This is a genomic window from Methylomicrobium agile (assembly GCF_000733855.1).
Lineage (GTDB): Bacteria > Pseudomonadota > Gammaproteobacteria > Methylococcales > Methylomonadaceae > Methylomicrobium > Methylomicrobium agile.
On the sequence record NZ_JPOJ01000003.1, the window covers coordinates 1 to 13378 of the forward strand.

The window sequence follows — 13378 nt, forward strand, 5'->3', positions numbered from 1 at the left end:
AATTTCGCGACGAAAAGGAACAGCGCCTGCAAAAAGCAAGGGCTGAGGCCGCGCAACAAGAAGCCGAAAATCGGCTGGCCGACTTGCCCCGTTTGAGCGTGATATTGCCCAATTATTGAAAGACAAAAAAGACCCAACAAAAAAGATTATTTGTGTTGCTGGATGCCGTAAAAACTGGGCAATGGCAAAGCACGGATAAACAATCGATTTTGGAACGGATTCAATCGCTGATGCAACAGGCAGGCGACTGGAGGCCGATGACCCAGAAAAAAGACCCAAGCAAAGACAAAGAATATGTCCGACACGAGACGTTTTAAAATTGATGGAGCAATAACCATGCAACCCATTCGGCTGATAATTGAACACGTCCCAGAATCCATACCTATTCCTTTAGATATGCGGCATCAGCCAATCGAGGTGATTATATGGTCGCTACTCGATCAACAAGTAGGGGACAAACCTACCGATAACTTGATTTCAGGCAACACATTTGAATCATGACCACTTACTTCATTACCCGCCACTCCGGCGCAATCGACTGGGCACGGCAGCAAGGCATCGTAGTCGACCATCAGCTCGCTCATCTGGACATCGACATGATCGATTCGGGCGATACCGTTATCGGTAGCCTCCCGGTCAATCTGGTCGCGGAGGTTTGCGAGAAAGGCTTCCTATATCCATCTGTCCCTCCGGATTCCCGAAGACTGGCGGGGTAGGGAGCTCACCGCCGAACAGATGGTCGCTTTCGGAGCCAAACTGGAACGCTACCGGCTCAAGAAAAGCGATGAACCATTACAATAAGAAAAACCATGCGTAACATTCTCCTCTGTACCCTCGGCGCCAGTTGGGCCGTCGTTCGGAAGTCTACGCCTTTCTGGCCCCCGGGAAATTCCCGCTCTACCACCATCATCCCCCAACGTGAAAAACTGTTAGGCCTTAGAGCACAATATAGGCTTGCCGAGCCAGACGAGATCTGGGTCTGTACGACCCAGGGCACGCAAGAAGCCTCGATTCCCTGAAAGCGTGGATTGCCTGCTGGCCGCGCTCGCCCATTCTTAGAGTGTGCGGGCAGAAAGCACCGACCAGCTTGCCACGCAGCAGGAATGCGCCGCCATTCGCGAATTGATCGTGCGCGCCTGCCTCAAGGCGCATCTACCACAGCGGCGCGGCCAGGTCGTGCTGTCGCTGCCGGCGGCGGAAACGATGAGCGCGATATGCAATGGGCCGGCAGCTGCTGGCTGTCAGGCATTGCTGCATGTGATCAGCGCCGATGGTTGCCGAAGGAGTTTCGCGAGGCGCTGCCGTCGGTGTTTACCCAGCCGCTGCCCCCGGAGTGGGCCGCGCTGGTGACGCCCTTGGTTGCCGGCCAGACCGTCCGTAGCGACCTGCTGGATATCAAAGTCGATGCGGCTGAGCCCATCAAACCGAAGACTATCCGCTTCCGTTGCCCGAGGCCGGTCAAATCGCCACTTTTGCCGTAGCGGCGCGAGCCTCGCCAGGAACTGTCCAAGCGCGAAAAGCCAGCAGCCGCCTGTTCGGCAACTACCTGCAGGACATCAGCCGCGATGAAACGCACGAAAACTGGCGTAGCCTGTATCGCTTGCCTCCTCGCCGATCGATCAACTGCGTAATTCCGTCTGACCGAAAACCATCGGGATTGGTTAACCGCTCTGCCTAAGGCGATTTACACCGCCACCTCGGCGGCTGCCTGGATCTGAATGCCCAGCGCCATGTCGCTCAGGCGATTTGGCGAAATTGACCGGCCGAACAGCGCAAGCGCTTCAGGATTGCCAGCCGCTGCTGCAAGCGGAAACATGGGCCTGGGATTGGCCCGTATCCCTGAAAGCCAACGGCACGCGCAGCCATCGGACAGCCGCCTTGTTGCTTCACTCCAGCGATCAGCAATTACAGCACAATCTCTGGTACGTTACCGAGCCGCGCATCGGGCTGAAACAACGGCACGAAAAAGGCTTTGCCGCTTACGAACGTCCCGGCGAATTGACCGGCTCGGCCTTGCTCGGTCATCCCGCCGCGATTGCGCCTTACGCGCAGGCCGTGGGTCGATCAGGCCGTTGCCGAAGGACTGGCTTATATCGAGCTGCGCGGCAGCCCGCAAAAATACGGCGACAGCCTGGCATTTCTCGAGTCGTTCCATCAGGCCTTGAATGACAGCCTGACAAGTTTGCCGACAGAAAAAAACCTTGCTTTCGCTTTATCATCATCGCCGATCGCCGCGCCAAGGAAATCGAACTTGCGGATACCATCCGTCAAGCCGTTATCGCCAAGCGGCGACTGCCCGATTTCATCGCCGGGCTGGATTTGGCCGGCGACGAACAACAAACTCAACCGGAGGCTATCGCGCATCTTTTCAACCCGCTTTTGCGGAATGTTTGCCGATCACCATTCACGCCGGCGAAGGCGAAGCCGCCGAATCCATCTGGCAGGCAACTTATCATCTGCATGCCGATCGCATTGGCCACGGTTTGACTCTGAACGACAACGACAAACTCGCGCAACGTTTCCGGGACCGCAGCATCTGCCTGGAACTGTGCCCCACTTCCAACCGCGAAGTTGTCGGCTTTCATGACCCGCGCTATTCCGAAAGCCGGGATTGTCCGCCGTATCCGTTGATGGAACTTTGGCGCAAAGGGCTGCCGTTGACCCTGTGCACCGACAACCCCGGCATCAGCCGCACCAGCCTGGCGGACGAATATCTCGCCGCGGCGGCCATGTCCGGTTACCGGCTCAGCCAATGGGATGTGCTGGCGATGATCAAGCAAGGTTTCGTCCACAGCTTTCTTAGCGCCCAGCACAAGGAAAAACTGCTCAAGCGCATTGACGCTCAACTCTACATCCAGCTTACTGAGAACCCATGACTATCAGCACTCACCTGATCCTGGTATCGGCGCAGCCGATACCCAACATTACGCCGATCCTAGACGACAGCTTGCGTCCGCAGAAAGTCGTGATGCTGGTCAGCCCCGATATGACCGAGCGCAGCCAGGCGCTCGAAAACATCTTCAAGCCGCGCGGCATCCGTATCGAACGTTGTACGATCGACAACCCTGGGATGCGGAACACATCAGCGACCGGATACTCGACCTGCTTGCGCAATATCCGGACGGCGGCATCGCCCTCAATGCGACCGGCGGCACCAAACTGATGAGCATTGCCGCTTACGAAGCCTTCCGCAGTTGCGAACTGCCCATTTATTACATTCATCCGGAACAGGACCGGCTGCTTTGGCTGTCGCCCGGCAAACCCGCGCAGGACCTGGCCGACTGCTTGAGACTGAAGGATTATCTGATGGCCTATGGCGCCGAAAAAGTCGAAATTCCGGAACCTGCCGGCGTTGCCGAACCCATTCGCCGGCTGACGCGCCAACTGATCGCCGACATCGATCGCTATGCGTCCGAATTGAGTACGCTGAATTATCTGGCGCTGAATGCGGATAACCCTCAATTGACTGTCGAAATCGACTCTGGCCCTCAATCCCGACCTCATCTCTGGGAGCTGCTGGATTTATTCGAGCAAGCGGGATTATGCAGGATCAACGGCCATTCCCTGAAATTCGTTGATGCGCAGGCCCGCTTTACCGCCAACGGCGGCTGGCTGGAAATGTTCGCCTATGCGGAATGCTTGGGGCTGAAGAAAGCTTCGGGCATCCAGGATATTGCCTGTAACATTACGATAAGCCGGCACCCTGCCGGAAAACAGCCGTAAAGAACGAAATCGACATCGGCCTGATCAAAGCTAACCGGCTGCATTTAATCGAATGCAAAACCAAAAGCTATAGGGACTCGACGCAAGGCGCGGATGTATTGTATAAACTCGACAGCCTGCGAGATTTGATGGGCGGCCTGCAGGGCAAGGCCATGCTGATCAGTTTCAATACGCTGGACAAAAGCAGCCGTGCCCGTGCAAAAGAACTGAACATTACGCTTTGTAGTCTTTCCGAGCTGAAGAATTTACAGCAGCAACTGAAAAAATGGCTCAGTCCCAACGGTTAACTTTTCAAATATGAAAAATCTTGGCAACCCTATCTGTAACCATCTGAAAAATAGAGGAGAGTATGAACGAGCTATTTGAATAACAGACCTTATAAAGAAGGGATTAAGACCTAAATAGTCGTATTGTCTTTTAATATGTTCGAAATTTGAATAACAGACCTTATAAAGAAGGGATTAAGACACAGCGTAAAGAGTGCGCTAGTGATTAGCGCACTCTAATTTGAATAACAGACCTTATAAAGAAGGGATTAAGACTGTCAATAAATTCACTAACATCTTTGTCATTTTCATATTTGAATAACAGACCTTATAAAGAAGGGATTAAGACAAAGCGTCATTGTCAATAAATTCACTAACGTCTATTTGAATAACAGACCTTATAAAGAAGGGATTAAGACTCACCTAAAGTTTCAATGTGAAATAACATGATAGATTTGAATAACAGACCTTATAAAGAAGGGATTAAGACGAGTGCGTCAGATGCGAGCTTTTGGGCTTTGTGAATTTGAATAACAGACCTTATAAAGAAGGGATTAAGACTTTCGATCGTTGCGTTGTATTTGTTCATATCTTTAATTTGAATAACAGACCTTATAAAGAAGGGATTAAGACAAAATCTCCATAGATGATCCCTCTCAAAAGTAAGTATTTGAATAACAGACCTTATAAAGAAGGGATTAAGACAGAATGTGGCTCATCAATTTTTGATTCATGTATTCATTTGAATAACAGACCTTATAAAGAAGGGATTAAGACACAATTTTTTATAAAAGAATTTAAGGTTCAAATCCATTTGAATAACAGACCTTATAAAGAAGGGATTAAGACTTCGTTTAGCTTCTTCTTCTTTCTCTAACATGACATTTGAATAACAGACCTTATAAAGAAGGGATTAAGACTAAGATAGTCGGTTTTAAGTTTAGTTCAATAATCCATTTGAATAACAGACCTTATAAAGAAGGGATTAAGACTGAAATTCTTCTAACCTTTTCGCCGTGACTCTAGATTTGAATAACAGACCTTATAAAGAAGGGATTAAGACTTCTTGAAGCTTAGCCGTTCCATAGAGCCTGAGAATTTGAATAACAGACCTTATAAAGAAGGGATTAAGACGCTCAAGCGCTCCGAAGAGCCATTTAGCCAAATGTATTTGAATAACAGACCTTATAAAGAAGGGATTAAGACTCCTTTTCCACTCTGTAGTCATTTGTAGAGCCTTATTTGAATAACAGACCTTATAAAGAAGGGATTAAGACAACTGCCATTAGCTTGAGTGATGTTCTCAAACCCATTTGAATAACAGACCTTATAAAGAAGGGATTAAGACTTTTAGTTCCTCCCATAATTTTTCCCATGACCTAATTTGAATAACAGACCTTATAAAGAAGGGATTAAGACCGTCCATGTACACCGTAGTGTCGGTGTACCGAACATTTGAATAACAGACCTTATAAAGAAGGGATTAAGACAATCATTTGGGCTGCCTTCTACGTTGAAGGGTATATTTGAATAACAGACCTTATAAAGAAGGGATTAAGACGATTGAATCAGCTCTACATTCTGCGTTACATCGTTATTTGAATAACAGACCTTATAAAGAAGGGATTAAGACCATTGTCTATAGTTCTAATTACTGAGAATCTTTAATTTGAATAACAGACTTTATAAAGAAGGGATTAAGACAGTTTATCAGTTAATGAATGGATAAGGGCAATTAAATTTGAATAACAGACCTTATAAAGAAGGGATTAAGACTGCTATGAACCAGTGTTACGTTGGATAAGAAATCATTTGAATAACAGACCTTATAAAGAAGGGATTAAGACAGCACATCATTGTAGACTTTATGCGATAGGAATTTGAATAACAGACCTTATAAAGAAGGGATTAAGACCCCTGCAGCATAGAGACTTTGATATTTCCGTTTATTTGAATAACAGACCTTATAAAGAAGGGATTAAGACTATGGGCACTTCATCTATGCAGCGGAAAAACTTCATTTGAATAACAGACCTTATAAAGAAGGGATTAAGACATAGGTTGATAAGGCAAAGTCTTTGAAGCCAGCTTATTTGAATAACAGACCTTATAAAGAAGGGATTAAGACTCGAACAAACCTGTAATACAGGTTTCCTTGATGGATTTGAATAACAGACCTTATAAAGAAGGGATTAAGACAGTCTTTAGATATCCTAACTGCTGCTCACCTTGAATTTGAATAACAGACCTTATAAAGAAGGGATTAAGACAAATCTCTGCTCGATTAGTAAGTTAGCCTTTACATTTGAATAACAGACCTTATAAAGAAGGGATTAAGACCTACATTGAAGGTTAGGCCCTCCTGCAGGGCGTTATTTGAATAACAGACCTTATAAAGAAGGGATTAAGACTCAGTTAGTGTGATCATAATACCTCTAATTAAACATTTGAATAACAGACCTTATAAAGAAGGGATTAAGACCCTTGAAATTGCGACCATAGTCTTTCCGCTACATAATTTGAATAACAGACCTTATAAAGAAGGGATTAAGACTTTCATGTTCATAATAAGCTTCTCCTATTGGCAAATTTGAATAACAGACCTTATAAAGAAGGGATTAAGACAGTAATTCGGCGCGCAATGCGGATTCAGCGACTATTTGAATAACAGACCTTATAAAGAAGGGATTAAGACTTAATCACGTCGATGAGGTCTTCATCGCCCAGGCATTTGAATAACAGACCTTATAAAGAAGGGATTAAGACTCTAGTTACTGAGAATCTTTTAGTATAGTATAATTTGAATAACAGACCTTATAAAGAAGGGATTAAGACCTTTATGATGAGCGTTGACTTATCACTATCATAAAATTTGAATAACAGACCTTATAAAGAAGGGATTAAGACCATTCTCATCATATATATACAGCTCTTTATTAAGATTTGAATAACAGACCTTATAAAGAAGGGATTAAGACTTGATTTGACATTACACACAATGCGTCTACGCTCAATTTGAATAACAGACCTTATAAAGAAGGGATTAAGACCAAGCGATTTTTGACATTCTTGCGCGCTTGTTCAGATTTGAATAACAGACCTTATAAAGAAGGGATTAAGACGCCACCTATTAGTTAGTTAGTTCAAGAATCCATTTGAATAACAGACCTTATAAAGAAGGGATTAAGACACGGTTGTATCGTTATAACGGACGTGCCGATAAATTTGAATAACAGACCTTATAAAGAAGGGATTAAGACGGGTTATCAACCCCCCCTATCAGCCATTACGTTAGATTTGAATAACAGACCTTATAAAGAAGGGATTAAGACCCCCTGCCCTTTACTAAATTGGCGGCAGAGTTCATTTGAATAACAGACCTTATAAAGAAGGGATTAAGACTCATTTTTCTTACTCCAATTAGAATGTTATTCAAATTTGAATAACAGACCTTATAAAGAAGGGATTAAGACGTAGTCCCTGAAACCGGGTTCCATCGATTCAACATTTGAATAACAGACCTTATAAAGAAGGGATTAAGACACTTCTCAGACCAACAAAAGTTAGCTTCTCCGCAAATTTGAATAACAGACCTTATAAAGAAGGGATTAAGACGCAGGGTTACGATGGTATTTTTGTTGATAGCCATTATTTGAATAACAGACCTTATAAAGAAGGGATTAAGACGAGTACCTTACTGGGTTACCAGTAACTAGTTCATATTTGAATAACAGACCTTATAAAGAAGGGATTAAGACATGTCTATAAGACATGTTTCCTTGATAGCCTAATTTGAATAACAGACCTTATAAAGAAGGGATTAAGACCTTGACGTACCGGTAAGACATGTTGCCCTGGTAGCCATTTGAATAACAGACCTTATAAAGAAGGGATTAAGACCTCGATCAAGAGTAACTCAACACCATAGCCCACGATTTGAATAACAGACCTTATAAAGAAGGGATTAAGACCTAAAGATTCGTCACAATACACCGTTGTATCGGTATTTGAATAACAGACCTTATAAAGAAGGGATTAAGACGCCAGCGCGTTGAACCGTTTCCAGCTCATGCAATATTTGAATAACAGACCTTATAAGAAGGGATTAAGACGACGATGGATGGGATATTGGTATCGATCAGATCATTTGAATAACAGACCTTATAAAGAAGGGATTAAGACATATCAGTCAATGCATTGTCTACCATGTTTAAAAATTTGAATAACAGACCTTATAAGAAGGGATTAAGACCCGGACAAGTCTGTAGGACATGTTGCCTTGATGTCATTTGAATAACAGACTTATAAAGAAGGGATTAAGACAATATTGGTGTCGAGTAGGTCGATTTTTTTACATTTGAATAACAGACCTTATAAAGAAGGGATTAAGACGAACGAATCTGTAGTACATGTTTCCCTGGTGACCATTTGAATAACAGACCTTATAAAGAAGGGATTAAGACCCCGGTAACTTGGTAGTGTTCTCTTTGAATGTTGATTTGAATAACAGACCTTATAAGAAGGGATTAAGACCCGGTAACTTGGTAGTGTTCTCTTTGAATGTTGATTTGAATAACAGACCTTATAAAGAAGGGATTAAGACTCCTCATGTTTATCAATATACGCCAGGGCCTCCTATTTGAATAACAGACCTTATAAAGAAGGGATTAAGACGGACGTGCCGAACGTACATGTTTCCCTGGTAGCCTATTTGAATAACAGACCTTATAAAGAAGGATTAAGACTCATACGGTGAGGTGTATGGTTCAGCCAGATATGATTTGAATAACAGACCTTATAAAGAAGGGATTAAGACTATCAGCCATCGCATTGATAATCATGTTCAAAACTATTTGAATAACAGACCTTATAAAGAAGGGATTAAGACCAACAACGGCGGGAATATTAGTGTCTACAAGGTCATTTGAATAACAGACCTTATAAAGAAGGGATTAAGACAACTCCTTATTTGCGAATAATACATTCTCCTCCTATTTGAATAACAGACCTTATAAAGAAGGGATTAAGACACGTGTCGTGAGGAACAAGTCGCCCGACATTATACAATTTGAATAACAGACCTTATAAAGAAGGGATTAAGACTACGGTGAGGTGCACCATTCAGCCAGATGTACACGATTTGAATAACAGACCTTATAAAGAAGGGATTAAGACCTTTATCAAACCAGTCAGCATGTCCCATTTATACCATTTGAATAACAGACCTTATAAAGAAGGGATTAAGACTTTTCAATGAAGTCCAGAGCCTCCTCCTCGGTGGCATTTGAATAACAGACCTTATAAAGAAGGGATTAAGACGGCCGGCAACTTGGTAGTGGCCTCTTTGATTATTGATTTGAATAACAGACCTTATAAAGAAGGGATTAAGACCTAGGCTAGCTAGGCTAGTCAATGGAGGAGTAGTATTTGAATAACAGACCTTATAAAGAAGGGATTAAGACCTATAATCGTTTGAGCTGCCCTCGATGTTGAAGGTATTTGAATAACAGACCTTATAAAGAAGGGATTAAGACTACACCATCTGGAGCAACTGCTCCGAGCTGTAATTTGAATAACAGACCTTATAAAGAAGGGATTAAGACAGTTGTTTTACTTTAGTTACCGCTTGCTTAAGATTTGAATAACAGACCTTATAAAGAAGGGATTAAGACCTAGCTAGTCAATGGAGGAGTAGAACTCCTCCAAGTATTTGAATAACAGACCTTATAAAGAAGGGATTAAGACAAGTACTCATCGTAGTACTTCTCCTCGTTCTGCTATTTGAATAACAGACCTTATAAAGAAGGGATTAAGACTTACGAATCTGTAATACATGTTGCCCTGGTACCCGATTTGAATAACAGACCTTATAAAGAAGGGATTAAGACTACTGGCTACCAGTACTAGTTCATCGGAATAGCCATTTGAATAACAGACCTTATAAAGAAGGGATTAAGACTTGTATAATCGGGAGAGAATATGAGCATATTTCATTATTTGAATAACAGACCTTATAAAGAAGGGATTAAGACTGTAAACAATACTTCTAACATGATCTTTCTCCTGAAAATTTGAATAACAGACCTTATAAAGAAGGGATTAAGACTCGCAGTACACGGTGGTGTCCGTGTACTTTACGAATTTGAATAACAGACCTTATAAAGAAGGGATTAAGACACGAACCGGTAGTACAGGTTTCCCTGATAGCCAATTTGAATAACAGACCTTATAAAGAAGGGATTAAGACTAAGTTCATCGGACTAGCCCATCCTTGGGCTATTCATTTGAATAACAGACCTTATAAAGAAGGGATTAAGACAGGTTTCCCTGATAGCCAGCCACCTGGTAGTGGATTTGAATAACAGACCTTATAAAGAAGGGATTAAGACTGTACTTAACGTACCGGTAGTACATGTTCCCTTGGATTTGAATAACAGACCTTATAAAGAAGGGATTAAGACTGTACTTAACGTACCGGTAGTACATGTTCCCTTGGATTTGAATAACAGACCTTATAAAGAAGGGATTAAGACATGTTCCCTTGGCAGCCTGCTACCTGGTAGTGGATTTGAATAACAGACCTTATAAAGAAGGGATTAAGACGGAGCTCCTCCTGTTTCATCACGTCGTTAAAGACATTTGAATAACAGACCTTATAAAGAAGGGATTAAGACGTGTACCTTCATGTTATCCTCCTAAGATTGCTCTATTTGAATAACAGACCTTATAAAGAAGGGATTAAGACCACATAGGTCGGACACGCTTCGAGGAACTGATCATTTGAATAACAGACCTTATAAAGAAGGGATTAAGACATTATTGTTGCTCATTGTTGTACTCCAATTATAAATTTGAATAACAGACCTTATAAAGAAGGGATTAAGACCTAGTTTTTGAATTGTACCTTTTTATGCGCCGCAGCTTTTCCCTTGTAAACCACAGCTTCTAAATCGGTACGCTCTTCCTCCGTGAGTCGCACTCTGTATTGCTTAGCCATATCGCCACTCTCATCAGGGAAATTCCTCGATAGGGGACTACTGATCCGACATTTCAAGATTGACTGAGTACTAGGCTAAATTGAGGATTGCCGAGATCATTTCCGGGAATTGTCGCTAATGCCCGATAAAGGCTAAAATAGTGGGCTAAATCCCTTCAATTCACAATGGAATTCAATGACAATTACTACACGTTTTGCTCCGAGCCCCACCGGGTACTTGCATATCGGCGGTGCCCGTACCGCGCTTTTTTCCTGGCTTTACGCCGCAAGCATGGCGGCGACTTATCTTGCGCATCGAAGATACGGACCTCGAACGTTCCACGCAGGAATCGTCAATGCGATTCTCGAAGGCATGACTTGGCTCGGCCTTGAATACGACAAAGGACCGTTCTACCAAACGCATCATTTCGATCGTTACAAGGAATTATTCAGCAATTACTCGCTCAGGGCGATGCTTATTATTGCTGCTGCAGCAAGGAAGAGCTGGAAGCGGTGGCGTAACGAGCAAATGGCTCATAAGAAAAACCCCGTTACAACGGCAAGTGCCGGGATAAAGGCTATAAAGGCGACGACGGACGCGATTATGTGGTCCGTTTCAAAAATCCGCAGGACGGCGCCGTGACGATCAACGATCGGGTCAAAGGCGAGATTGTGGTTGCCAATAAGGAACTGGATGATCTGGTGATTGCACGGACGGACGGTTCGCCCACTTATAATCTGACTGTCGTGGTCGACGACATGGATATGAAAGTGACGCATGTGATCCGCGCGACGATCATATTAACAATACGCCCCGGCAGATGAACATTCTGAAAGCGTTGGGAGCTCCTCTGCGTTATACGCGCATCTTGCCGATGATTCTCGGTCCGGACGGCGCGCGGCTGTCGAAGCGGCATGGCGCGGTCAGCGTGATGCAATTCCGCGACGACGGTTATTTGCCGGAAGCCCTGCTGAATTATTGGTGCGCCTCGGCTGGTCGCACGGCGATCCAGGAGGTTTTTTCGGTCGACGAGATGGTCGAATATTCGAACTGGAAAACGTGAATGTTTCCGCCTCGACTTTCAATACCAAAAAGCTGCTGTGGCTGAATCACCAATATATTATGAACAGCGATCCGGCGCATGTCGCGCGTCATTTGAGCTGGCACATCGGCCAGCTGGGCATCGATCCTTCGGAGGGGCCGGCGTTGGTCGAAGTGGTGAAGGCGCAAAGGGAGCGCAGCCAGACTCTGGTCGAGATGGCGCGGGCGAGCGCTTTTTTCTATGCGATTTGATGAGTACGATGAAAAGCGGTTAAAAGAATTTCAATGCCGAAGCCGGGGAGGTACTGGCGCGTGTGCACGACCGGTTCGCCGAAACCGATGGACTGGCAGAAAGAAGCGCTGCATCAGGTAATCGTCGATCTGGCTGAAGCGAAGCATTGGGCATGGGCAAGGTGGCGCAGCCGCTCCGCGTGGCGGTGACCGGTACGGCCGTTTCGCCGGCGATTGACGTGACCCTGGCGCTGCTCGGCAAGGGTAAGACTTTGTCAGAATACGAAAGCGATCGAGATGATAAAAAGTTAATTAACGTTGGACAGAAACCGTAATTACTGTACAATAGTCTTTCTTACTGATGGGGCCATACTCAGCTGGGAGAGCGCTTGCATGGCATGCAAGAGGTCAGCGGTTCGATCCCGCTTGCTCCACCAAATCAGTCGGATTGAAACTTAATTTGTTGTCCCCATCGTCTAGCGGCCTAGGACACTGCACCTTTCACGGCGACAAGGGTTCGAACCCCTTGGGGACGCCATCTTCGAAGGGCTATCCGAATGAGGATAGCCCTTTTTTATTGCCTGCGATTTAGGTACCCTTAGCATTTCGCAGCAATCCTACAAAACCTTGTCCATTTTTGAGTGAAAGAGCAATTATTCCGGACGACCCAGCTTCAGAGAATGAGGGCCGGCGGGCAAACCGCCACCGGTGAAAAGGGTTGACGCCAATACGTTGGCGCAAGCCATTGCGAACATCGTCTCGGCCCCTGGATATGGCAACCGTGCCCACGTATCGGCGAACCGATGCAAGCCCGCGATGGCATTGCCGGAGCCGTCGAGTTACTGACGGTAAAATTCGAGCCGTTATTCAAGACAAGAAAGGAGCATAAAGTGAATACCCTGTTTGATTCGCTCAAGATCGGCGACCTCGAATTGCCCAACCGTATCGTGATGGCGCCGTTGACCCGCTGCCGTGCCGGCGCGGGTAGAGTGCCCAATGCGCTGATGGCGGAGTACTATACGCAGAGAGCCAGTGCCGGATTGATTTTAAGCGAAGCGACCTGTATTTCCCCGCAAGGTGTCGGCTATCCGGATACGCCGGCATCTGGTCAGAAGATCAGGTCGAGGGGTGGAAACAAGT

At 45.0% G+C, this 13378-nt stretch carries 11 protein-coding genes, 1 tRNA gene, 3 pseudogenes and 2 CRISPR repeat arrays; of the genes and pseudogenes, 13 read left to right on the forward strand and 2 right to left on the reverse strand.

Going from position 1 to position 13378, the window contains the following annotated elements; genetic code table 11:
• Window positions 1–497 precede the first annotated feature (497 nt).
• Window positions 498–801 (forward strand): annotated as a pseudogene (csx16, locus tag CC94_RS21995) (CRISPR-associated protein Csx16).
• Window positions 802–1214: 413 nt separating this feature from the next.
• Window positions 1215–1481 carry a hypothetical protein gene (locus CC94_RS0120605; RefSeq protein ID WP_031431974.1) on the forward strand — a complete coding sequence of 89 codons (267 nt, stop codon included), beginning with the start codon at window positions 1215–1217 and terminating at the stop codon, window positions 1479–1481.
• A gap of 203 nt (window positions 1482–1684) precedes the next feature.
• Here the strand turns inward: CC94_RS0120605 and CC94_RS25140 are convergent, their stop codons facing one another.
• Together CC94_RS25140 and CC94_RS24190 are read right to left on the reverse strand one after the other, a co-directional pair.
• Window positions 1685–1816: a hypothetical protein gene (locus CC94_RS25140; RefSeq protein WP_281174048.1), complete on the reverse strand. Its 132-nt coding sequence runs from the start codon at window positions 1814–1816 to the stop codon at window positions 1685–1687.
• A 338-nt stretch (window positions 1817–2154) separates the two neighbouring features.
• Window positions 2155–2346 (reverse strand): hypothetical protein, encoded by a 192-nt coding sequence (locus CC94_RS24190; RefSeq protein ID WP_169740998.1) that lies wholly within the window; start codon window positions 2344–2346, stop codon window positions 2155–2157.
• Window positions 2347–2363: 17 nt separating this feature from the next.
• Between CC94_RS24190 and CC94_RS0120625 the strand changes: the two are divergent.
• From CC94_RS0120625 to CC94_RS0120655, 11 genes and pseudogenes are all read left to right on the forward strand, one after another.
• Window positions 2364–2876, forward strand: a pseudogene (locus CC94_RS0120625) (CRISPR-associated ring nuclease); the annotation flags it as partial.
• Window positions 2873–3163, forward strand: coding sequence for a Card1-like endonuclease domain-containing protein (locus tag CC94_RS25145; protein ID WP_084675432.1), 291 nt, complete (start codon window positions 2873–2875; stop codon window positions 3161–3163). The pseudogene CC94_RS0120625 and the gene CC94_RS25145, both read left to right, overlap by 4 nt.
• Window positions 3049–3723, forward strand: coding sequence for a PDDEXK family nuclease (locus CC94_RS25150; RefSeq protein WP_031431977.1), 675 nt, complete (start codon window positions 3049–3051; stop codon window positions 3721–3723). Before CC94_RS25145 ends, CC94_RS25150 begins: the two co-directional genes overlap by 115 nt.
• 47 nt (window positions 3724–3770) lie before the next feature.
• Window positions 3771–4010 (forward strand): Card1-like endonuclease domain-containing protein, encoded by a 240-nt coding sequence (locus CC94_RS25155; protein ID WP_281174051.1) that lies wholly within the window; start codon window positions 3771–3773, stop codon window positions 4008–4010.
• A 73-nt stretch (window positions 4011–4083) separates the two neighbouring features.
• Window positions 4084–8032: direct repeats of the CRISPR family, unit length 37 nt; unit sequence ATTTGAATAACAGACCTTATAAAGAAGGGATTAAGAC.
• Window positions 8033–8555: 523 nt separating this feature from the next.
• Window positions 8556–10875: direct repeats of the CRISPR family, unit length 37 nt; unit sequence ATTTGAATAACAGACCTTATAAAGAAGGGATTAAGAC.
• Between the two features lie 286 nt (window positions 10876–11161).
• Window positions 11162–11608, forward strand: a complete 447-nt coding sequence (locus CC94_RS25160; RefSeq protein ID WP_281174049.1) for a glutamate--tRNA ligase family protein — start codon at window positions 11162–11164, stop codon at window positions 11606–11608.
• Window positions 11569–12029 (forward strand): annotated as a pseudogene (locus CC94_RS25165) (glutamate--tRNA ligase family protein); the annotation flags it as partial. The gene CC94_RS25160 and the pseudogene CC94_RS25165, both read left to right, overlap by 40 nt.
• The gene (locus tag CC94_RS24965) at window positions 12026–12259 is read left to right on the forward strand and encodes a hypothetical protein (protein ID WP_245619821.1); all 234 of its coding nucleotides are present in this window, start codon (window positions 12026–12028) and stop codon (window positions 12257–12259) included. The pseudogene CC94_RS25165 and the gene CC94_RS24965, both read left to right, overlap by 4 nt.
• A gap of 60 nt (window positions 12260–12319) precedes the next feature.
• Entirely contained in the window at window positions 12320–12448 is a 129-nt protein-coding gene (locus CC94_RS25610) for a hypothetical protein (RefSeq protein ID WP_281174050.1), read from the forward strand.
• Window positions 12412–12573, forward strand: a complete 162-nt coding sequence (locus CC94_RS24005) for a hypothetical protein (RefSeq protein WP_157203569.1) — start codon at window positions 12412–12414, stop codon at window positions 12571–12573. The genes CC94_RS25610 and CC94_RS24005 overlap by 37 nt, the downstream gene beginning before the upstream one ends.
• Window positions 12574–12703: 130 nt before the next feature.
• Window positions 12704–12776 (forward strand) — tRNA-Glu (locus CC94_RS24010).
• Window positions 12777–13041: 265 nt separating this feature from the next.
• A partial coding sequence (locus tag CC94_RS0120655) for an oxidoreductase (RefSeq protein ID WP_031431979.1) occupies window positions 13042–13378 on the forward strand: 337 nt, incomplete at its 3' end.